Origin of the sequence: Pseudomonas sp. P7758 (assembly GCF_013386485.1) — a bacterium.
In the GTDB taxonomy this organism is placed as follows: Bacteria; Pseudomonadota; Gammaproteobacteria; order Pseudomonadales; family Pseudomonadaceae; genus Aquipseudomonas.
Genome location: NZ_JACARS010000082.1, coordinates 1 through 20,888 on the forward strand (window position 1 = coordinate 1; position 20,888 = coordinate 20,888).

The 20,888-nt window shown below is 61.1% G+C and carries 25 protein-coding genes; 14 read left to right on the plus strand and 11 right to left on the minus strand.

Going from position 1 to position 20,888, the window contains the following annotated elements; translation table 11 throughout:
- The 4 genes from HX873_RS17970 to HX873_RS17985 all read right to left on the minus strand — a co-directional run.
- Positions 1-800: alpha/beta fold hydrolase (locus HX873_RS17970; protein WP_177122998.1), on the minus strand; the 800-nt coding region annotated here is incomplete at its 3' end.
- On the minus strand, positions 800-1,582 hold the full coding sequence (locus HX873_RS17975) for a class II aldolase/adducin family protein (protein ID WP_177122999.1): 783 nt from the start codon (positions 1,580-1,582) through the stop codon (positions 800-802). The genes HX873_RS17970 and HX873_RS17975, both read right to left, overlap by 1 nt.
- Positions 1,583-1,731: 149 nt before the next feature.
- Positions 1,732-2,418: an LrgB family protein gene (locus tag HX873_RS17980; RefSeq protein WP_102368140.1), complete on the minus strand. Its 687-nt coding sequence runs from the start codon at positions 2,416-2,418 to the stop codon at positions 1,732-1,734.
- Positions 2,408-2,794 (minus strand): CidA/LrgA family protein, encoded by a 387-nt coding sequence (locus tag HX873_RS17985; protein ID WP_087693754.1) that lies wholly within the window; start codon positions 2,792-2,794, stop codon positions 2,408-2,410. The genes HX873_RS17980 and HX873_RS17985 overlap by 11 nt, the downstream gene beginning before the upstream one ends.
- 99 nt (positions 2,795-2,893) lie before the next feature.
- Between HX873_RS17985 and HX873_RS17990 the strand changes: the two genes are divergently transcribed.
- Complete coding sequence (locus HX873_RS17990) at positions 2,894-3,790, plus strand: LysR family transcriptional regulator (RefSeq protein WP_177123000.1); 897 nt, start codon at positions 2,894-2,896, stop codon at positions 3,788-3,790.
- On the opposite strand, the gene HX873_RS17995 is transcribed toward HX873_RS17990, so the two are convergent.
- On the minus strand, positions 3,771-4,226 hold the full coding sequence (locus tag HX873_RS17995) for a flavodoxin (protein ID WP_003208486.1): 456 nt from the start codon (positions 4,224-4,226) through the stop codon (positions 3,771-3,773). The two genes, HX873_RS17990 and HX873_RS17995, sit on opposite strands and share 20 nt — an antisense overlap.
- A 113-nt stretch (positions 4,227-4,339) precedes the next feature.
- On the opposite strand from HX873_RS17995, the gene HX873_RS18000 reads away from it, so the two are divergent.
- The gene (locus HX873_RS18000) at positions 4,340-4,807 is read left to right on the plus strand and encodes a PAS domain-containing protein (protein WP_177123001.1); all 468 of its coding nucleotides are present in this window, start codon (positions 4,340-4,342) and stop codon (positions 4,805-4,807) included.
- Positions 4,808-4,865: 58 nt separating this feature from the next.
- Entirely contained in the window at positions 4,866-5,471 is a 606-nt protein-coding gene (locus tag HX873_RS18005; protein WP_177117138.1) for a hypothetical protein, read from the plus strand.
- A gap of 2 nt (positions 5,472-5,473) precedes the next feature.
- Here the strand turns inward: HX873_RS18005 and HX873_RS18010 are convergent, their stop codons facing one another.
- Positions 5,474-6,400: a MerR family transcriptional regulator gene (locus tag HX873_RS18010; protein ID WP_003208481.1), complete on the minus strand. Its 927-nt coding sequence runs from the start codon at positions 6,398-6,400 to the stop codon at positions 5,474-5,476.
- A 245-nt stretch (positions 6,401-6,645) separates the two neighbouring features.
- On the opposite strand from HX873_RS18010, the gene HX873_RS18015 reads away from it, so the two are divergent.
- Genes HX873_RS18015 through HX873_RS18040 form a run of 6 tightly spaced genes read left to right on the plus strand, consistent with a single transcriptional unit; the run spans position 6,646 to position 9,583 of the window.
- Positions 6,646-7,206 carry an antibiotic biosynthesis monooxygenase gene (locus tag HX873_RS18015; RefSeq protein WP_008432309.1) on the plus strand — a complete coding sequence of 187 codons (561 nt, stop codon included), beginning with the start codon at positions 6,646-6,648 and terminating at the stop codon, positions 7,204-7,206.
- Positions 7,207-7,263: 57 nt separating this feature from the next.
- Positions 7,264-7,974 (plus strand): dihydromonapterin reductase, encoded by a 711-nt coding sequence (folM, locus tag HX873_RS18020; protein ID WP_102606070.1) that lies wholly within the window; start codon positions 7,264-7,266, stop codon positions 7,972-7,974.
- 20 nt (positions 7,975-7,994) lie between these two features.
- Positions 7,995-8,555, plus strand: coding sequence for a GTP cyclohydrolase I FolE (gene folE, locus HX873_RS18025; protein ID WP_134325758.1), 561 nt, complete (start codon positions 7,995-7,997; stop codon positions 8,553-8,555).
- Between the two features lie 2 nt (positions 8,556-8,557).
- On the plus strand, positions 8,558-8,929 hold the full coding sequence (gene folX, locus HX873_RS18030) for a dihydroneopterin triphosphate 2'-epimerase (RefSeq protein ID WP_003208474.1): 372 nt from the start codon (positions 8,558-8,560) through the stop codon (positions 8,927-8,929).
- A gap of 23 nt (positions 8,930-8,952) precedes the next feature.
- On the plus strand, positions 8,953-9,249 hold the full coding sequence (locus HX873_RS18035) for a DUF1244 domain-containing protein (protein ID WP_003208473.1): 297 nt from the start codon (positions 8,953-8,955) through the stop codon (positions 9,247-9,249).
- Positions 9,242-9,583 (plus strand): HopJ type III effector protein, encoded by a 342-nt coding sequence (locus HX873_RS18040; protein WP_102606071.1) that lies wholly within the window; start codon positions 9,242-9,244, stop codon positions 9,581-9,583. The genes HX873_RS18035 and HX873_RS18040 overlap by 8 nt, the downstream gene beginning before the upstream one ends.
- A 182-nt stretch (positions 9,584-9,765) precedes the next feature.
- On the opposite strand, the gene trxB is transcribed toward HX873_RS18040, so the two are convergent.
- Positions 9,766-10,728: a thioredoxin-disulfide reductase gene (gene trxB, locus HX873_RS18045; RefSeq protein WP_003208470.1), complete on the minus strand. Its 963-nt coding sequence runs from the start codon at positions 10,726-10,728 to the stop codon at positions 9,766-9,768.
- Between the two features lie 293 nt (positions 10,729-11,021).
- Between trxB and cysZ the strand changes: the two genes are divergently transcribed.
- The gene (cysZ, locus tag HX873_RS18050; RefSeq protein ID WP_003208468.1) at positions 11,022-11,777 is read left to right on the plus strand and encodes a sulfate transporter CysZ; all 756 of its coding nucleotides are present in this window, start codon (positions 11,022-11,024) and stop codon (positions 11,775-11,777) included.
- A gap of 64 nt (positions 11,778-11,841) precedes the next feature.
- The gene (locus HX873_RS18055) at positions 11,842-13,044 is read left to right on the plus strand and encodes a glycosyltransferase family 1 protein (protein ID WP_008432296.1); all 1,203 of its coding nucleotides are present in this window, start codon (positions 11,842-11,844) and stop codon (positions 13,042-13,044) included.
- On the opposite strand, the gene HX873_RS18060 is transcribed toward HX873_RS18055, so the two are convergent.
- From HX873_RS18060 to HX873_RS18070, 3 genes are all read right to left on the minus strand, one after another.
- Entirely contained in the window at positions 13,013-14,116 is a 1,104-nt protein-coding gene (locus tag HX873_RS18060; RefSeq protein WP_003208465.1) for an NADH:flavin oxidoreductase, read from the minus strand. The genes HX873_RS18055 and HX873_RS18060 overlap by 32 nt on opposite strands.
- Positions 14,117-14,347: 231 nt before the next feature.
- The gene (locus tag HX873_RS18065; RefSeq protein WP_102368136.1) at positions 14,348-14,830 is read right to left on the minus strand and encodes a glutathione peroxidase; all 483 of its coding nucleotides are present in this window, start codon (positions 14,828-14,830) and stop codon (positions 14,348-14,350) included.
- A gap of 135 nt (positions 14,831-14,965) precedes the next feature.
- Entirely contained in the window at positions 14,966-15,451 is a 486-nt protein-coding gene (locus HX873_RS18070) for a peptidylprolyl isomerase (protein WP_003208457.1), read from the minus strand.
- On the opposite strand from HX873_RS18070, the gene HX873_RS18075 reads away from it, so the two are divergent.
- From HX873_RS18075 to HX873_RS18085, 3 genes are read left to right on the plus strand one after another with little or no spacing between them, the layout of a single operon-like run.
- A complete protein-coding gene (locus HX873_RS18075; protein ID WP_003208456.1) occupies positions 15,420-15,758 on the plus strand; it encodes a DUF3565 domain-containing protein in 339 nt (112 codons plus the stop codon). The genes HX873_RS18070 and HX873_RS18075 overlap by 32 nt on opposite strands.
- A 60-nt stretch (positions 15,759-15,818) precedes the next feature.
- Complete coding sequence (gene pta, locus HX873_RS18080) at positions 15,819-17,918, plus strand: phosphate acetyltransferase (RefSeq protein ID WP_003208454.1); 2,100 nt, start codon at positions 15,819-15,821, stop codon at positions 17,916-17,918.
- The gene (locus HX873_RS18085; protein WP_087693758.1) at positions 17,919-18,818 is read left to right on the plus strand and encodes an acyltransferase; all 900 of its coding nucleotides are present in this window, start codon (positions 17,919-17,921) and stop codon (positions 18,816-18,818) included.
- A 169-nt stretch (positions 18,819-18,987) separates the two neighbouring features.
- Here the strand turns inward: HX873_RS18085 and cysN are convergent, their stop codons facing one another.
- Positions 18,988-20,886: a sulfate adenylyltransferase subunit CysN gene (gene cysN / locus HX873_RS18090; protein ID WP_003208449.1), complete on the minus strand. Its 1,899-nt coding sequence runs from the start codon at positions 20,884-20,886 to the stop codon at positions 18,988-18,990.
- Positions 20,887-20,888 lie beyond the last annotated feature (2 nt).

Consider the following 20,888-nt stretch of genomic DNA (forward strand, 5'->3'; position numbering starts at 1 on the left):
ATATTCGCCAGCAACACCGTATCCGCGTGCGGCACCAGCTCACGATAACGCTGAACCATATGCCCCCCGGAAATCGGATCAACCTCCCCATCGATCACCCGCAACGGCACCTCCCCCCGCTGCATGGCCGCCACCCAGCGATCCCGCTGCCGCCGACGCTGAGGAATATACGCAATCAACTTGTGCAGAATCCGCGGCCCATCCTGGCTCTCGATCAAGCTCCAGAAATCATCCAGCGCACTCTCACTGGGCCGAGTCGCCGGCCCGAAAATCTGCCCAAAACTGTTAGCCAGGGCATTACGCCCAAACGCCCGCCCGATCATCCAACCCAATGGGCTCAGCAACAGCTTCTGCACCAACGCCGGACGATGCGTCTCCGGAAACAACCCACCGTTGAGAAACACACAACTGCCCATCCGAAACCGGCCTTCGTAATGCCGCGCCAACAACTCCTGCGCAACACTGTCACCGTAATCATGGGCCAGCACATGCACCGGCTGCTGCACCCAAAGATGCTCCAGCAACGCCTGTTGCAAGTCCGCCTGCTCCAGCAGGCAATAGGTGTGGTCCAGCGGCTTGGCCGAATCGCCAAACCCCAGCATGTCGCAGGCAATCACTTGATAGCGCTGGGCCAACGGCTGCCAGAGGTAATGCCAATCCCAACTGGCCGTGGGAAAACCATGGATCAGCAGCAACGGCTCGCCCTGCCCCGCCACCCAGTACCGAATGGTGCGGCCGCGAAACTCAAAGCTCTGGGCACGCTGGCGCCAGATGCGCAGCGGGATCTCGGCGAGTGGCATCAGCTTTTATACCCGGGGTCGAGTGCATCGAGTTTGCGCAGCAACGCCGGCCACGCCAGCGCGCCGCCCATGCCCTGAGCGCTTTTGGTGACCCCAGCGATCATCGCCCGGGCACCGGCCAATATCTGCGGCGCAATGCTGATCAGTTCAGCGCCACCGTTCTGCGCCATCACCTGGATATCGCAGGTGCGCTGGAAGATGAACATCATCAGGAACGTATCGGCGATGGTGCCGCCACAGGTCAGCAGACCGTGGTTGTGCAGCATCAGGAAATTGTTTTCGCCAAGGTCGGCCTGCAAACGGGCCTTTTCCTCGTGGTTCAGCGCCACACCTTCGTAGGCGTGATAGGCCAGGCTGGACAGCACAAACAGTGATTGCTGGCTGATGGGCAGCACGCCCTGCTTCTGCGCGGAGACGGCAATGCCGGAAGCGGTGTGGGTGTGCAGCACGCAGACTACATCGTGCCGCACTTCGTGCACCGCACTGTGGATGGTGTAGCCCGCCGGGTTGACCTCGTAGGGACTGTCCATCAGTTTGTTGCCGGCCTGATCGACCTTCACCAGGCTCGACGCGGTGATCTCGTGGAACATCAGCCCGTAGGGGTTGATCAGGAAGTCTTCGGTGCCCGGCACCTTGGCCGAGATGTGGGTGAAAATCAGGTCGTCCCAACCATGCATCGCCACCAGGCGATAGCACGCGGCGAGGTCGACGCGGGCCTGCCATTCGGCCGCGCTGACCTGGTCTTTTACACTGTGTGTCGATTGAACAGTGGCTAGGCTCACGGCAATGACCTCCTTGGCGCGCTTATTATTGTTTTTTTGAGTGAAGAGGCAGTCTAGTCAGACCTCGAGGCCGCCGTAGTTGCATTGGCAGCCAGCTTGATGACCGAACGGGTCAGTCCTGAGGATAGTTCGATTTTGTTCTGCGCGTGTCAGAGAAGCGACGCCAATAAAGGCGCGGCGAACAGGTTGAGCAACCCGGTCAGCACCATTACCAGGCCCGCCACGGAGCCTTCCTCGCCGCCCACTTCATGAGCCCGGCTGACACCCGCGCCATGAGCGCCCACGCCAAACAATGCGCCACGGGCCAATGGCGTGCGCAACGGCAACCACTTGAGCAGTACGCCGCCGAGCATGGCGCCAAACACCCCGGTGAACATCACGAACACCGCCGTCAGTTCCGGCACGCCGCCCAGGTCGGAAGACACCGGCATCGCGAACGGGGTGGTGATCGAACGGGGCACCAACGACATCGTCACCGAGCTGTCGAGAGCGAGGGCCTTGGCCAGGCCATACGAAGTGGCGATGGACGCCGCGCTGCCCGCGACCATCCCCAGCAATAACGCTGACCAGTGGCGCATCAGCAATTGGCGCTGTTGCCAGATCGGAATCGCGAACGCCACGGTCACCGGGCCCAGCACCAGCATCAGCCAGTGGGTGTCGGTGGCGTATTCGGCATAGGCGGTTTTCATCGGCACGGCCACCGCCAGCAGCAGCGCCGGCACCAGGATCAGCGGCGACAGCAGGTAGCGCCCGGTGCGCCGGTAGATCCAGCGGCTGAAGCCGTAGGCACCGAGGGTCAGCGCCAGCCAGAACATCGGCATCAGCTCAAGCTTCATGGCGCAGCTTCCAGCGGCAGACGAATTCCACGGTAAACGCAGTCACCAGCATCACCGACAAGGTGCTGAAGCCGATGACCAACATGATCCGCCAGCCGTCGTGCTTTACCAGGCCACCGTAGTCCAAAAGGCTCATCAAGGCAGGAATAAAGAACAGCAGCATCTCGGCCATCAGTACACCGGCGCCCAGTTGCAGAGCCGCCGGTTTTACCAGGCCGGTGGCGAAGGTCAGCAACAACAGGCCCAGGCCGACCACACCACCGGGAATAGGCCAGCTCAGCCAGGCGGCCAATTGGCAGCCCAGAAAATATATGGCCAGCAGCACAATCAGTTCAGTCAACAACCGACCGACGACTTTGAAGGTGAAACGTTTCATGAGCTTTGGGTCCTCGCAGGGCTCCCATTTTAAAGAGGCCCCTGGCATCCCCACAGCGAATTGTTAGACTGCAAGCTATTCCAAACTGGAATCATGTCGATGGAATTTAAACAACTGCGCAGCTTTGTCGAAGTGATCCACCGCGGCGGCTTTACCCAGGCCGGCAAAACCCTGCACATCAGCCAGTCCGCCGTCAGCAAGCAGGTGGCACAACTGGAGCAAAGCCTGGGCACGCCGCTGCTGGATCGCCTGGGTTCGCAGATTCGCCTGACGGCTGCCGGACAAGTGGTGCTGCAGCGGGCGGCGGCCATGCTGCGCCAGCAAGCCGAGTTGCTCAGTGAGCTGGATGACTTGAATCAGTTGACCCGTGGCGAGTTGCGCATGGGCCTGCCGCAGTTGGGCGGCGACACGTTGTTCGCCGGGCTGTTTGCCGAATACCGCCGGCGTTATCCGAACGTCACCATCCAGTTGCTGGAAGGCGGCAGCCGCAATATCGAGCAGGCGATCTTGAGCGGAGAGCTGGAAGTGGGCGGCAGCCTGATGCCCAGCGACCCGGCATTCGCCTGGCAGGCATTCTGCGATGAACCGCTGGATGCCCTGCTGCCGATGGACCATCCATTGGCCGATAACGCGCAGATCCGCCTGGAGGAGTTGGCTGACACGCCGTTCCTGATGTATCAGCGCAGTTTTGTGTTGAACGACCGCCTGCTACAGGCCTGTCAGCAACTGGGCTTCACCCCGAAGGAAAGTGGTCGCAGCGGCCAGGCGGATTTCCTTGCGGCCCTGGTGGCCGCCGGCCAAGGCGTGGTGCTGCTGCCCAGCGTAGTAGCCCGGGGCCTGATAAGGCCCGGCGTGGTGCGCCTGACGCTCAAGGCACCGGAATACCTGCGCTGGGACATTGCCTTTATCTGGCGTGAGGGCGCCTATCTGTCGAAAGCCGCCCAGGCCTGGCTAGCGTTGTTGCGCGAGTTTCCGGTCAACCGCGCAGTGCAGTAACCAACTCGGCCAGCCACGGCTCGGCGTCGGCTTCCGGGGTCACGCTTTCGCTGGCATCCAGGCGCAGCATCGGCAGTACTTCGTGCACGCCCAACTCGGCAAACAGCTCGCGCATTTGCTCGCCGCCCCCGCAGAAGGTGTCGCCATAGCTGGCGTCGCCCAGGCCAATCACCGCGCCGGGCAAGCCTCGCCAGGCGGCCGGCAGTTGGTCGCGAATGGTCGAGTACAGCGGCTGCAGGTTGTCGGGCAGTTCGCCCATGCCAGTGGTGGACGTCACGGCCAGGAAGGCTTCCGGAGCAAAGCCCTGTACGTCGGCGAGGGTTGCCCGCGGGTTGTGCCAGGCGTCGAAGCCGGCAGCGTTGAGGATGCTTGCAGCATGACGGGCGACTTCTTCAGCCGTGCCGTACACCGAGCCGGAAAGGATGGCGACTTTCATCAATCTGATCCTGTAGCTGACTAAAAGCCTGGGATATTAACAGCTGGGGCCCATGGACAGGCTGCCGGCATGTCTTAAACTGCAAACTCCAACTACAAGCCATGGACCGCTCAATGATTAACGCCAAGCTGATGCAACTGGTGATCAACGCTTCCAACGACGGCATCGTTATCGCCGAGCGCGAAGGCAAGGACAAGCCACTGATTTATGTGAACCCGGCCTTCGAGCGCATGACTGGCTACACCCTCGACGAAATCCTCTATCAGGACTGCCGCTTCCTGCAATCGGGCGATCGTGACCAGCCGGGGCTGATGGCGATTCGCGAAGCCCTGGAGAGTGGCGGCGGCTGCCGGGAAATCCTGCGCAATTATCGCAAGGACGGCACACATTTCTGGAACGAGCTGTCGTTATCGACGGTTTACAACCCGGCCGACAAGCAGACCTACTTTGTCGGTGTGCAGAAGGATGTGACCGTTCAGGTCAAGGCCCAGCAGCGTGTCGCGCAACTGGAAGCCCAGTTGGCTGACCTCAAGGCGGAGCTTGCGGCACTCAAGGCGACGAGCGGATCTAACAAAAACTAGAAAACGCGGTCTTTAGAGAGATAATGGCGTTTTAATACCTTTTTCTTGAGCAAGATCAATGCAACGCGACGCGCTTTTGACGCAGGACGAGCTGGATTTTATTCAGACCATGCACCATAACCCGCAACTCAATATGCGGGACGCGTCGTCGAGCCTGACGGTCAATGGCGGTGCGCAGATTCGTGATCTGCTCACCCGCCTGGCCGCCCATGACCATGTCACCCTCCAGGCCCAATTCGACAACCAGCAAATGACGTTTCCGCTGCAATTGGTGGAAGACGAGTTTCATGCCGTGCATCTGCGGCTGGGTGTACCGAGTATTTTCGAAGACGGGCCGATGATCCGCCCGTGGCGCCTGGCGCTCGAAGAGCCGGTGCCGCTGGAAAACATCAAGGGCCAGCCCGGTGCGCTGTGGGTGCATGAGGTGTCATTCAAGGGATTGCTGGTGGAAATTCGCGGGCGGATCAAGGCGCCAAGAACCTTTTCGCTGTGGTTCAGTCCGTCCGGGTACGAGCGCATTTCGGTGCGGGGCACGCTGGAACGGGAAACTGCCCGAGGATTGTTCGCCTACCGCCTGAGCCAGAACGATGTGGATGAGACCGAGCGCCTGCGCCAGTTTATCCTGCAGCAACACCGCCTGTTTCACCCCGAAGTCCACGCCTGAAGTCAGGTATCCAGGTTACCGCGCAGAAACTGCTGCAAGCGGCGCTGCATCAATCGCCCTTCGTTACCCAGGCAGCCGACGGATGAACCCGCCAGTTGTTCCTGCGCCAACTCCGCCGCATCGCCGGCCAGCAACAGCGGGCAATCCAGGGTCAGGGCCAGCCGTTCAAGGCGCCGAGGCAAGCCATTGGCCGGCGAGTGATTGGAGAACACCACAAGGGCTTGTGGCCTGGTTTTTTCACAGACAAGGGTCAATTCATCCATCGGCTGGCCCACAGCCAGAACCTTGACCGCCAACTCGTCACCGCTCATCAACAGGCCCGCGACCAACAACTCCAGCTCTCGGCACTCCCCCGCAATGGCGGCCAGCAATACCCGCGGCGCCGCTGAGGCACAGCCTATCTGCAGGCGTTTCCAGGTTCGGCTGCGCAGGAATCCATCAAAAAACAGCCATTCACTGGTTTGGCCAAACAACCCCTGATGTCGCAACAGTTGCTGCCAGAGGGGCATCAGGATGTCCTGGAACACCACCGCGACCGGGTAGGCAGCGAAAATCTGGCCATACAACCTGTCCAGTTGCCGGTCGTCGAAGGCACCGACGGCCGTTCGCAACTGCGCCTGCCATTGGGCCCATTCATGCTCTGCACCTGCCGGCGAAGCAGCCGCCGCTTCGACTTGATGATCGTCGCGCGCGAGGATCTTGCCGACCTTGCTCACGGCCACGCCACGCTCGATCCAGTCAAGAATGCGATGAACGGTCTCGATATCGGTGCGCGAATACAGGCGGTGCCCACTTTCGGTGCGAACCGGGTGGATCAGCCCGTAACGCCGTTCCCAGGCACGCAAGGTGACAGGGTTGATGCCTGTCAATCTCGCGACTTCGCGAATCGGAAACAGCTCATCGGAATCGGCAGGGTTGCCAAGGGCCATTTCGGGACGTGGAACAGTCATTACAGACATCAGGGCATCAATATACTGTCAGGAACTTGGATCCCATTTAACGCCCATACAGCTGTCCGATTCAAGGTCTTCGACAAGCCGACCAATGTCGCTGGTGTATTTCTGCAAAACAGGAATAATCCTTGCCTGTTTTTTCAACGTGGCTGCTTACCCCGCAGCTTCGTTCGTGCGCCGCCTACCCGGCCCAGTGCACCTGATCCTTATGGAGATACACAATGTCTACCTCCCCCGTCACCCTGATGGTTGCGCGCCGCGTGGCCAAGGGTCGCTATGAAGAGTTGATGGCCTGGCTGCGCGAAGGCGAGCAATTGGCCACGGACTTCCCCGGTTACCTGGGTTCAGGCGTGCTTGCACCGCCGCCCAACGATGACGAGTTCCAGATTATTTTCCGCTTCGCCGACGAAAAAACCCTGCATGCGTGGGAGTTTTCCGCCTCCCGTGGTGCATGGCTCGGGCGTGGCAGTGAGCTGTTTGCTGCGCCGTCGGAGCATCGCGTACGCGGTATCGACGGCTGGTTTGGCGCCGCCGCCGCACGTCCGCCGCGCTGGAAGCAGGCCGTGGCCATCTGGCTGGCATTTTTCCCGGTGTCGCTGCTGTTCAACTTCGGCCTTGAGCCGCTGCTCAGCGAGTTGGGGTTGTTGAGCCGTGTGCTGGTCAGCACCCTCGCGCTCACGCCATTGATGGTTTACTTCTTTATCCCGTTGTCGACCCACCTGCTGGCCGGCTGGCTGCATCCGGCGCCAGCCCGGGTAAAGGCCACCGAAGCCGCTGCTTGAGTACAAGGGAGGCCGCTCGCTGGTATAGTTTTAGCCTGCCAGCGATTCGAGCCTCCCATGTCTTCAACACCCGCCCCGATCCTGATCACCGGTGCCGGCCAGCGCGTCGGCCTGCATTGCGCCCAGCGCCTGCTGGACGAAGGGCAACCAGTGATTTTCAGCTACCGCACCGAACGTCCCGGCGTGCAAGCCTTGCGCGAACGCGGTGCGATCGGTGTGTTTGCCGACTTCTCCAACGAGACCGGTATTCTCGCCTTCATCGACGAACTGAAGACGCACACCCAAAGCCTGCGGGCGATCATTCATAATGCCTCGGCCTGGGAAGCGGAAGCGCCCGGCGACGAGAGCCGCGCCTTTACCGACATGTTCAGCGTGCACATGCTTGCGCCGTACCTGATCAACCTGCATTGTGCTTACCTGCTGCAACGCTCCACGCCTGCGGATATCGTGCACATCAGCGATGACGTGACCCGCAAGGGCAGCCGCCAGCACATTGCCTACTGCGCCACCAAGGCCGGGCTCGACAGCCTGACCTTGTCGTTTGCCGCGCAGCTTGCACCGGATATCAAGGTGAACGGCATTGCCCCGGCAATGGTGATGTTCAACGAGGGCGACGACGCGGCTTACCGCGCCAAGGTCCTGGCCAAGGCGGCACTGGGCATCGAGCCCGGCCCCGAGGTGATTTACCAGAGCGTGCGCTACCTGCTGGATAACCCGTATGTCACCGGTACCACCCTGACCGTCAACGGCGGGCGGCATATCAAGTAAGCCGTTTGCGAGGATGTTGTATGACTTTGTCCCTGCCCCACCACTACCGCGAGATCCTCAAGGGCCTGGGTGAAGACCCCGAGCGCGAGGGTTTGCTCGACACGCCAAAGCGTGCCGCCAAGGCCATGCAGTACCTGTGTCACGGCTACGAGCAGAACCTGGAAGAAATCGTCAACGGTGCGCTGTTTGCCTCCGACAACGACGAGATGGTGATCCTCAAGGACATCGAGCTGTATTCGCTGTGCGAGCATCACCTGCTGCCCTTTATCGGCAAGGCCCATGTGGCCTATATTCCGACCGGCAAGGTGCTCGGCCTGTCGAAGCTGGCGCGTATCGTCGACATGTTCGCCCGTCGCCTGCAGATCCAGGAAAACCTCACGCGGGAAATTGCCGACGCCATCCAGACCGTGACCCAGGCCGCCGGCGTGGCGGTGGTGATCGAAGCCAAGCACATGTGCATGATGATGCGCGGTGTCGAAAAACAGAATTCAACCATGAACACCTCGGTGATGCTCGGCGCCTTCCGCGAGTCGAACACCACGCGCATGGAGTTCCTGCAACTGATTGGACGGAGCAAGTAGCAATGCCACAACTTCAGCCAGGCATGGCGCGCATCCGGGTCAAGGACCTGTGCCTGCGCACGTTTATCGGGATCAATGAGGATGAAATCCTCAACAAGCAGGATGTGTTGATCAACCTGACCATCCTGTATGCCGCCCAGGAAGCCGTGCGCGACAACGACATCGACCACGCGCTGAACTACCGCACCATCACCAAGGCGATCATCGCCCATGTGGAGGGCAACCGCTTTGCCCTGCTGGAGCGCCTGACCCAGGAGATCCTCGACCTGGTGATGAGCAATACATCGGTGCTGTACGCCGAAGTCGAAGTCGACAAACCCCATGCGTTGCGTTTTGCCGAATCGGTGTCGATCACCCTGGCGGCCAGTCGCTAACCCTTACCTTTGCAGTGAGCATCATGAACGATCAACAACGCCTCGAACTCGAAGCCGCCGCCTTCCGCCGGCTGGTGGCCCACCTGGACAGCCGCAAGGATGTGCAGAACATCGACCTGATGAACCTCTCGGGCTTCTGCCGCAACTGCTTGTCCAAGTGGTACAAGGCCGAGGCCGACGAGCGCCAGATCGAGCTGAGCCTCGATGACGCCCGTGAAGTGGTGTACGGCATGCCGTACGCCGAGTGGAAAGCCCAATACCAGCAAGAAGCCAGTGCCGAACAGCAAGCGGCATTCGCCAAAGGAAAACCCCATGACTGACCTGAACACCCTGCGCGCCAGCCTCAACAGTGGCAAACATGTTTTTGCCGATACCCTGGCCTTTGTAGCTGCCGGTTACGACTACCAGCCACAAGCGTTCACCAATGGCAGCGTGGAAAACGCCGCCGGGCAGAACGAAGGTTCGTGCAAGACCCTGGGCCTGGCGCTGCTGGAAGGCTTGAGCGACCATGAAGCGCTGTTGGCGTTTGGCGAGCATTACCGTTCGGTGCTGGCCACGCCTGAAGGCAGTGACCATGGCAACATTCGTGCGCTGATCGAGCATGGGTTGGCGGGTGTGAAGTTTGCCGCACAGCCACTGACCCGCAAATCCTGAGTCAGACATAGATCAAAATGTGGGAGCGGGCTTGCTCGCGAAAGCAGAGTGTCAGTCAATACATCGGGTGACTGACACACCGCTTTCGCGAGCAAGCCCGCTCCCACATTTGGACTGCGGTGATCATCAAATCCCGTGCATAAAAAAACCGGCCTCGCAGCCGGTTTTTTTGTTTCTACGGTTTAGAACGAAGCGTCCTTCAAACCGTCGAGGTAACGCTCGGCATCCAGTGCCGCCATGCAACCGGCGCCGGCGGAGGTGATCGCCTGGCGGTACACGTGGTCGGCCACGTCACCGGCAGCGAAGATACCTTCGATGTTGGTGGCAGTCGCATTGCCTTCACGGCCGCCCTGCACGATCAGGTAACCGTCTTTGGCATCCAGCACGCCTTCGAACAACGAGGTGTTCGGAGTGTGGCCGATGGCGATGAACACGCCGTCGACTTTCAGCTCGTCGAAGCTGCCGTCGTTGTTCTTCAGGCGAGCACCGGTCACGCCCATGTTGTCGCCCAGGACTTCATCCAGGGTGGCGTTGAGCTTGAGGATGATCTTGCCTTCGGCCACGCGGGCATGCAGCTTGTCGATCAGGATCTTCTCGGCGCGGAAGGTCTCGCGACGGTGAACCAGGGTCACGGTGCTGGCGATATTGGCCAGGTACAGCGCCTCTTCCACCGCGGTGTTGCCGCCACCGACCACAGCCACTGGCTTGTTGCGGTAGAAGAAACCGTCGCAGGTCGCGCAGGCGGAAACGCCCTTGCCCATGAACGCTTCTTCCGACGGCAGGCCCAGGTACCGAGCGCTGGCGCCGGTGGCGATGATCAGCGCGTCACAGGTGTACACGCCGCTGTCGCCGGTCAGGCTGTAAGGCTTCTTGGAGAAGTCGACCTTGTTGATGTGATCAAACACGATCTCGGTTTCGAAACGCTCGGCGTGCTCTTTCATGCGCTCCATCAGCACCGGGCCGGTCAGGCCGTGGACGTCGCCCGGCCAGTTGTCGACTTCAGTGGTGGTGGTCAACTGACCGCCCGCTTGCATGCCGGTGATCAGCAACGGCTTGAGGTTGGCCCGGGCAGCGTAGACGGCAGCGCTGTAACCGGCAGGGCCGGAACCGAGAATAATCACTCGCGAATGACGGGTATCAGACATGACTCACTCCTATCGACCGTCCGGACTACAGAACGGCTGGAATAAAAAAGGACCGCGAAGCACTTGGGGAAGGCTTGAACTCGCAGATCCTGAAAATAATGGGTGCAGCGTATAGAGGGAGGCAAGATTAAGGAAATACGGATTAACAATCCAGCTCATAGGTGGTCTCTATCCCATGCCTTCTATTAATCGACACCTTTGTTACCGTTAATGTCGCGATGCGGGCCGTGCTTTCCCGGTACTCCCAAAGCCGGTAAGGTCGGCGCGTTCGCCCCTATTGCCCGGAGTTATCCATGCCCGCCCCCGTTCTTTCAGGCCCACAGTACCTGCGCGAAGGTCTCAAACTGGTACTCAGCCCCGGCCTGCGGCTGTTTGTGCTGCTGCCGCTGGCAATCAACCTGATCCTGTTCGTCGGATTGATCTACTTCGCCGGCCATCAGTTCAGCCTGTGGGTCGACACACTGATGCCGACCCTGCCGAGCTGGCTGAGCTTCCTCAATTATCTGCTGTGGCCTTTGTTCGTGGTGCTGGTGGTGCTGATGGTGTTTTTCACCTTCACCATGCTTGCCAACATCATCGCCGCGCCGTTCAACGGCTTTCTGTCGGAAAAGGTCGAAGTGGTGGTGCGCGGCACCGATGATTTCCCGGCGTTCAGCTGGGGCGAACTGGCGGCCATGGTCCCGCGCACCCTGGCCCGGGAAATGCGCAAACTGGGTTACTTCCTGCCCCGGGCCATCGGCCTGTTTATCCTGTCGTTCATCCCGGTGGTCAACCTGGTGGCGGCGCCGCTGTGGCTGCTGTTTGGTGTGTGGATGATGGCGATCCAGTACATCGACTACCCGGCCGACAACCACAAGCTGGGCTGGAACGAAATGCTCGCCTGGCTGCGCCAGAAGCGCTGGCAGAGCATGAGTTTTGGCGGGATCGTTTACCTGGTGTTGCTGGTGCCGGTGGTCAACCTGCTGATGATGCCGGCAGCGGTGGCCGGGGCGACGTTGTTCTGGGTGCGTGAGCAAGGCGCCGAGGCCATGGCCATTAAAAAGGCCTGAGCCGTCACAAATCCATCATCCAAAAGACACAATGACGACATGGCCCACGCCGACACTGTGGGTCATGACGACAGCTTCGCTCCACATCACCCTGATCACCGAAACCTTCCCGCCAGAGATCAACGGGGTGGCCAATACCCTTGGCCGCCTGTGTGACGGTTTGCGCGCGCGCGGGCATCAAGTCGAACTGGTTCGCCCACGACAGGGCAGCGACCAGAGCCGGCCCAGCGACGACGGCCTGATGCTCTGTCGCGGCTGGCCGCTGCCGGGCTACCCGGGGCTGCAATGGGGCCAGTCGTCGATGCACAAGCTGTTGCGGCGCTGGACCCGCCAGCGCCCGGATGTGTTGTATATCGCCACGGAAGGCCCGCTGGGTTTGTCGGCGTTGCGGGCGGCGCGGCGCCTGGGGATCAGCGTGGTGAGTGGCTTTCACACCAACTTCCAGCAGTATTCCAACCAGTACGGCCTGGGCATGCTGAGCCGGGTGCTGACCCACTATCTGCGCTGGTTCCATAACCGCTCGACCCTGACCCTGGTGCCCAGCGCCAGCCAGCGACTGGAGCTGGAGCGGCGCCATTTCGAGCGCCTGGGCATGCTCGCGCGCGGTGTCGACAGCCAGCTGTTTCACCCGGCCAAACGCGACAATGCGTTGCGTGAAAGCTGGGCACTGACCAGTGAGCAAACTGCCGTGCTGCATGTCGGCCGCCTGGCCCAGGAAAAAAACCTCGGGTTACTCAAGCGCTGTTTCGAGACGCTGCAGGACACGTATCCACTGCGCCAGATGAAACTGATCATCGTCGGCGATGGCCCGCAACGGGCGATGCTGGAAAAGGAACTGCCGGAGGCGATTTTCTGCGGCACCTTGCGCGGTGAGGAACTGGCCCGGCATTACGCGTCCGGGGATGTGTTCCTGTTTCCCAGCCTGACCGAAACCTTCGGCAACGTGGTGCTGGAGGCCATGGCTTCAGGGTTGGGCGTGGTGGCATACGACCAGGCGGCCGCAACCCAGCACATTCGCCATGGCTACAGCGGCGTGCTGGCGATGCCGGGGGATGAAGAAGCGTTTTGCGATGCGGCCAATTGGCTGCTGGAAGAGCGCGAGAGCTTGCGCCGGGTGCGGCTCAATGCCCGGCAACACGCCAGCCGTCAGGGTTGGCCGGCGATTATCGAGCAGTTTGAGCGCCAATTACGCGGGGTGTGCGAGGACGAGCAACCGGTGCCCGCCCTGTCGCCCCTTACACCAACGTCGTCAACGCCTCACGACTGAACGGCAGGATGTCGCCTTCACGGCCTTCGCGAACCTTCAGTGCCCAATCCGGATCCACCAGCAGCGCACGACCCACAGCGACCAGGTCGAACTCGTCGTTGTTCAGGCGCTCCAGCAGTTTTTCCAGGCTGGCGGGTTGCGCCACTTTGTCGGTGTTGACCATGAACTGCAGGAACTCGCCGTCCAGGCCGACGCTGCCCACGGTGATGGTCGGCTTGCCGGTGAGCTTGCGGGTCCAGCCGGCCAGGTTCAGCTCGGAGCCTTCGAATTCCGGTTCCCAGAAACGGCGGGTGGAGCAGTGGAAAATATCCACGCCAGCGTCAGACAGCGGCTTGAGGAACTCACCCAAGGCTTCCGGGGTTTGCACCAGGCGCGCGGTGTAGTCCTGCTGCTTCCACTGGGAGAAACGCAGGATGATCGGGAAGTCCGGGCCCACGGCGGCGCGGACGGCCTGGATCAATTCGATGGCGAAACGCGAACGGTTGGCCAGGCTGCCGCCGTATTCGTCGGTGCGCTGGTTGGTGCCTTCCCAGAAGAACTGGTCCACCAGGTAGCCATGGGCGCCGTGGATTTCAACGCCGTCCATGCCGATGCTCTGGGCATCCTTGGCAGCCTGGGCGAACGCGGCGATCACGTCCTTGATGTCTTGCACGGTCATGCCGTGGACGACGACATTGCCGTCCTTGAGTTTTTCGGTGGGGCCGTAAGCCGGGACGCTGGCATCCGGCTCGGTGCCGATGCGCCGCACGCTGCCCACATGCCACAGTTGCGGAACGATCTTGCCGCCTTCGGCATGTACCGCGTCGACTACTTTCTTCCAGCCGGCCAGGGCGGCTTCACCGTAGAAGTGCGGGACGTTCGGGTAGCCGTTGGAAGCCGGGTGGCCGACCACGGTGCCTTCGGTGATGATCAGGCCGACACCGGCGGCGGCGCGGCGGCGGTAGTACTCGATCACTTTGGAGTTGGGCACGCCACCCGGAGAAAAGGAACGGGTCATCGGCGCCATGACCACGCGACTCGGCAGTTGCAGTGCACCGAGCTGGAACGGTTTGAACAAAGCTTGGACAGGCATGGGAGCACTCCATCGGAAAGGAATTTATGATGTGGATAATATGGAGTGTGCAGCGTGTTGGATAGCACTATTGATTGGGGTGATTAAGGGGTAAAAGCGGGAGGGCATGGGGCTGCTTCGCAGCCCAGCGGGAGCAAGCTCCCTTGCCACAGCAAGCTCCCTTGCCATAGGAAACTCCCTGCCACAGGAAGCTCCCTTGCCACAGAAACTCACTCGACAATGCTGAAAGTATCAGTTCAATGCTTTTTCGATCGCCTGAATAATGGAGGGGTCATCCGGCGGTGTACGCGGCGAGAAACGCGCCAGCACCCGGCCGTCCTTGCCCAACAGGAATTTCTCGAAGTTCCAGGTGATGTCCCCGGGAAATTCGGCGCCCTCGCCCGCCAGCAATCGATACAGCTGGTGGCGATCGTGGCCATTCACCTCAAGCTTGCTGCCCAGGGGAAAGGTCACGCCGTAGTTGAGGCTGCAGAACTCCTGGATTTCTTCTTCAGTACCCGGTTCCTGCCCGGCAAATTGATTGCACGGCAGCCCTAGCACTGTGAAACCCTGGTCTTTGTATTGCTGATAGAGGTTTTCCAGCGCGGCGTACTGTGGGGTCAACCCACATTTGGAGGCGACGTTGACCACCAGCACGACTTGCCCCTTGAAGGGCGCCAGAGGCAGCTCCTGACCATCCAGGGCTTTGAGTTTAAGGTCGTGGAAAGCACTCATGACGAACTCCAGATATCCCATGTTCTTCGTAACGGCCATTCGAGATTACAGCCGCCAAGTCGGCAAGAATAGCCGCCAAATGAAAAAGGCGCCCGAAGGCGCCTTTTTCCAACTGACAGAGCGTCGCTCAGTCAATTAATGGTGGTGACCACCTTCGCCGTGCACGTGGCCGTGGGCCACTTCTTCCTGGGAAGCGTCACGGATAGCGACGATCTTCACCTGGAAGTTCAGGCGCTGGCCAGCCAGCGGGTGGTTGCCGTCGACGGTCACGTCGTCGCCGTCCAGGTCACGGATGGTGACGATTTGCATCTGGCCGTCCGGAGCGGAAGCGTGGAACTGCATGCCCACTTCCAGCTCGTCGACACCTTCGAACATGCTGCGGCTCAGGGTGCTGACCAGTTCGGCAGCGTATTCGCCGTAGGCATCTTCAGGTTCTACGGCAACGGTCAGTTCGTCACCGACCTCTTTGCCTTCCAGGGCCTTTTCCAGGCCCGGGATGATGTTACCTGCACCTTGCAGGTAGACCAGCGGCGCGCCGCCGGCAGAACTGTCGATGACCTCACCAGCGTCGTTGGTCAGGGTATAGTCAATGGAGACAGCCTTATTGGCGGCGATCGGCATGGGGCGAGACCTTTTGCAGAAGAATGAAGAACGGACAAGTCTAAACAAGGATTTGCCCGAAAGCGAACACAACCCGGACGGACGGGGTCGAACAACTGACCCGACGGTCGTCGGATTTCACCAGGACGAAGACCGGCACTGGGTCGTCGAGCTTTCCTGCGGCCACACCCAGCACCTGCGCCACCAGCCACCCTGGCAATCCCGGGCCTGGGTCACGGACCCGGCGCAACGCCTTGAAAAAATAGACAAGCCCTTTACGTGCGGCTGGTGTGCGCAAGGCTCAGATAAAGATAACCTTGGCACCTGATTCCCGGTAGGCAGCCAGCCATAGGCCGCCACCGAAGCCATGCACCTCCAGAGAATTCGCATGCAGACTTTTTTTATCGCGCCCACCGATTTTGGTGTGGGTCTGACCTCCATCAGCCTTGGGCTGGTGCGCACCCTTGAACGGGCCGGGCTGAAAGTCGGCTTCTTCAAACCGATTGCCCAGCCGCACCCCGGCGACACCGGCCCCGAGCGCTCTACCGAGCTGGTGGCCCGCACCCACGGCCTGAAACCGCCCCAGCCTCTGGGCCTGGCCCATGTCGAACGGATGCTCGGCGACGGCCAGCTCGACGAGCTGCTGGAAGAAATCATCACCCTTTACCAGCAAGCCGCCGTGGGCAAGGACGTGCTGATCGTCGAAGGCATGGTGCCGACCCGCAGTGCCAGCTATGCGGCCCGGGTCAACCTGCACCTGGCCAAGAGCCTGGACGCCGAGGTGATCCTGGTCTCGGCCCCGGAAAACGAAGTGCTGACCGAACTCTCCGGCCGCGTGGAATTGCAGGCCCAGCTGTTCGGCGGCCCGAAAGATCCAAAAGTGCTGGGTGTGATCCTCAACAAGGTGCGCACCGACGAAAGCATGGAAGCCTTCTCGGCGCGGCTCAAGGAGCATTCGCCTTTGTTGCGCAGCGGCGATTTCCGCCTGTTGGGCTGCATTCCCTACCAACCGGAACTCAACGCCCCGCGCACCCGCGACGTGGCCGACCTGATGGGCGCGCAGATCCTCAACGCCGGCGATTATGAAACCCGGCGCATGACCAAGATCATCATCTGCGCGCGCACCATGCGCAACACCGTGGAGCTGCTCAAGCCCGGCGTGCTGGTAGTGACCCCCGGCGACCGCGACGACATCATCCTCGCCGTCAGCCTGGCCGCCATCAACGGCGTGCCGCTGGCGGGCCTGTTGCTGACCAGCGACACCCTGCCCGACCCACGGATCATGGACCTGTGCCGTGGCGCGTTCCAGGCCGGGCTGCCGGTGTTGTCGGTGAGCACCGGCTCGTATGACACGGCCAACCAGCTCAACAGCCTGAACAAGGAAATCCCGATTGATGACCGCGAACGTGCGGAGATCATCACCGACTTCGTCGCCAGCCACCTCGACGCCCGCTGGCTGCACCAACGCTGCGGCACGCCGCGGGAGATGCGCCTGTCGCCGGCGGTGTTCCGTTATCAACTGATCCAGCGCGCCCAGGCGGCCAACAAGCGCATCGTGTTGCCCGAAGGCAGCGAGCCGCTGACCGTGCAGGCCGCCGCCATCTGCCAGGCACGCGGGATCGCCCGTTGCGTACTGTTGGCCAAGCCGGCCGACGTGGAAGCCGTAGCCCGCGCCCATGGCATCGAGCTGCCCGAAGGCCTGGAGATTCTCGACCCCGACCTGATTCGCCAGCGCTACGTGGAACCGATGGTGGCCCTGCGCAAAACCAAAAGCCTCAACGCGCCGATGGCCGAGCAGCAACTGGAAGACACCGTGGTGATCGCCACCATGATGCTCGCCCTGGATGAAGTGGACGGCCTGGTCTCCGGCGTCATCCACTCCACTGCCAATACCATTCGCCCGGCCCTCCAACTGATCAAGACCGCGCCGGGCTGCACCCTGGTCTCGTCGGTATTTTTCATGCTGTTCCCCGAGCAAGTGCTGGTATACGGCGACTGCGTGATGAACCCGCACCCCAGCGCGGCGGAGCTGGCGGAAATCGCCCTGCAAAGCGCCGACTCGGCCGCCGCATTCGGTATCACGCCACGGGTGGCGATGATCAGTTACTCCAGCGGTGATTCGGCCACGGGCGAGGAGGTCGAGAAGGTCCGCGAAGCCACCCTGCTGGCCCACGAAGCCCAAAGCTCGCTGCTGATCGACGGCCCGTTGCAGTACGACGCCGCCGCCAACGAAAGCGTGGCCCGGCAACTGGCGCCCAACAGCCTGGTGGCGGGCAAGGCCACGGTGTTCGTGTTCCCGGATCTCAACACCGGCAACACCACCCACAAGGCCGTGCAGCGCAGTGCCGATTGCGTGAGCCTGGGGCCGATGCTGCAAGGCCTGCGCAAACCGGTGAACGACCTGCCCCGCGGGGCGCAGGTGGACGACATCGTGTACACGATCGCATTGACCGCGATTCAAGCCGCCAACCGACCTATGGATGTCTAAATGCTGGATTTTCTACCTGCCGCCGTGCGCGGGGTGATCGCCTCGCTGTTGCTGGCGTTGAATACGATTTTGCTGTGCTCGTTCCTGTTTATCGTGGCGCTGTTCAAGGCGCTGCCGTTTGCCAAGCGCTTCAGTGAATGGCTGATGAACCAGACCCACGAGGCCTGGATCAGCAACAACAAGGCCTGGATGAACCTGGTGCGACGCACCCGTTGGCACCTGAAAGGCCTGGAAGGCCTGGACTATGAACACTCATATCTGGTGACCAGTAACCACCAGAGCTGGGTCGATATCATGGTGCTGCAATACGTGCTCAACCGGCGCATTCGCCCGCTGAAGTTCTTCCTCAAGCAAGAGCTGATCTGGGTCCCGGTGATTGGCTTGGCGTGGTGGACGCTGGGCTTCCCGTTCATGAAGCGCTACACCAAGGCGTACCTGGAAAAGCACCCGGAAAAGAAAGGCAAGGACCTGGAAACTACCCGCAAGACCTGCGCGAAGTTTCGCCACAACCCGGTGGGAATCTTCAACTTTGCCGAAGGCACGCGGTTTACCCCGGGCAAGCATGCACAGCAACAGTCACCGTTTCGCTACCTGCTCAAGCCCAAGGCCGGCGGCATTGCCTTTGTGCTGGATGCCATGGGTGAACAGCTGAAGTCGCTGGTGAACGTGACCATTCACTATCCTGGTGGGCGCCCCGGTTATTGGGATTTGCTGTGCGGGAATGTGAAGGACGTTGTCGTGCAGTTTGAAGAGGTGCGGATTCCGGCCGAGTTTATCGGCAAGAATTACGAGCAAGATGGGGAGTATCGGTTGGCGTTCCAGGGCTGGATCAACCGGTTGTGGGAAGAGAAGGATGTGTTGCTCGCCAAATTGCACACAGATTATCCCGCCAGTCACTGATCAAAATGTGGGAGCGGGCTTGCTCGCGAATGCGGTGTGCCAGCCTATACATGTGGCGGCTGACACTCTGCTTTCGCGAGCAAGCCAGCTCCCCCATTTGACCGAGTTGTTTCCAAGGCCCCATAAAAAAAGCCCACCAACATGGCGGGCTTTTTTGTGCACTTGAAGCTTAGATCGCGCCGCGCTGGCGCAGCAGGTCCAGCACTTGCTTGACGCTGTCTTCCAGCGACAACGCCTGGGTGTCGATCACCAGGTCCGCATTCAACGGTACGTCATACGGGAACGACTCACCCGGGATGTTATCGCCGCCCGCCGCGTACAAACCTTGCGGATCACGCTCGGCACACACCAAAGGCGAAGCCTGCACGTACACGGTCAGCAAACGATCACCGCCGATCAGCGCCTTGGCCTGTTCACGCCCTTCAGCATCCGGGGCAACAAACGCCGCCAACGTCAGCAAGCCGGCTTCGTTGAACTGACGCGCCACGTGCGCGGCACGACGCCAGTTCTCGGTACGCCCGGCACGGTCCTGCGGCAAGCCCTTGTTCAGGTCGTGGCGCAGGTTCTGGCCGTCCAGCACAAACACCGCACGGCCCATGTCGAACAGCTTGCGTTCAACCGCGTAGGCCAGGGTGCTTTTGCCGGCGCCCGACAAGCCGCTGAACAACACGGTCGCCGGTTGCTGGCCGAAGCGCTGGGCGCGTTCTTCGGTGGCCACGTGAGCCAGTTTGCCGTGCTGCGCCGCGCTGCCATGGGTCACCGGCGGCGCGATGATCATGCCCGCAGCCACGGTGCCGTTGGTCAAACGGTCGATGACGATGAACGAACCGGTGGTGCGGTTGCTCGCGTAACCGTCCAGGGCGATGACCGTGTCGAGGCTGACCTTGACCCGGCCGATCTCGTTCAACTGCAAGGCGCTCGCCGGGCCTTCTTCCAGGGTGTTCACATCCACGCGATGCACAATGCTGGTGATGGAACCCGGCACGTAGCTGGTGGCGCGCTTGATGTCGTATTTCTTGCCCGGCAGCATCGGTTCTTCAGCCATCCACACCAGCATGGCGTCGAAAGCGTCGGTCACTTGCGGCACGTTGTCGGCATGCACCAGCAGGTCGCCACGGGAGATGTCGATTTCGTCTTCCATGGTCAGGGTCACGGCCTGGCCGGGACCTGCGTTTTCCAGTTCACCTTCAAAGGTGACGATGGATTTGACGCGGCTGCTCTTGCCCGACGGCAGCACCACGACTTCGTCGCCCTTGTGCACGATGCCGCTGGCCAGGGTGCCGGCAAAACCACGGAAGTTCAGGTTCGGACGGTTGACGTACTGCACCGGGAAACGCAGGTCGGTGTAGTTGCGGTCATTGGCGATCTCGACGGTCTCGAGGATCTCCATCAGCGACTGCCCGGTGTACCAGGGCGAACGCTCGCTCTTGTTCACCACGTTGTCGCCCTTGAGGGCCGACATCGGCACGAAGGCCAGGGTGCTCGGCTTGAACGCGATACCGTCGGCAAACTTCAGGTAATCAGCCTTGATCGACTCGAATACGCTTTGGTCAAAGCCATTGATGTCCATCTTGTTGACGGCCACCACGATGTGCTTGATGCCCAGCAACGAGGCGATGAAGCTGTGGCGACGGGTCTGGGTCTGCACGCCGTAGCGGGCGTCGATCAGGATGATCGCCAGGTCACAGGTGGAGGCACCGGTGGCCATGTTGCGGGTGTACTGCTCATGGCCGGGGGTGTCGGCGATGATGAATTTGCGCTTGGCGGTGGAGAAGTAGCGGTAGGCAACGTCGATGGTGATGCCCTGCTCACGCTCGGCCTGCAGGCCGTCGACCAGCAACGCCAGGTCGATGTCGTCACCGGTGGTGCCGGATTTTTTCGAATCGCGGGTGATGGCTTCCAGGTGATCCTCGTAGATCATCTTGGAGTCGTGCAGCAGGCGCCCGATCAGGGTGCTCTTGCCGTCGTCGACGTTGCCACAGGTCAGGAAGCGCAACATTTCCTTGCGCTCGTGCTGGCCCAGGTAGGCGAGGATGTCCTCGCTGATCAAATCAGATTGATGCGACATGA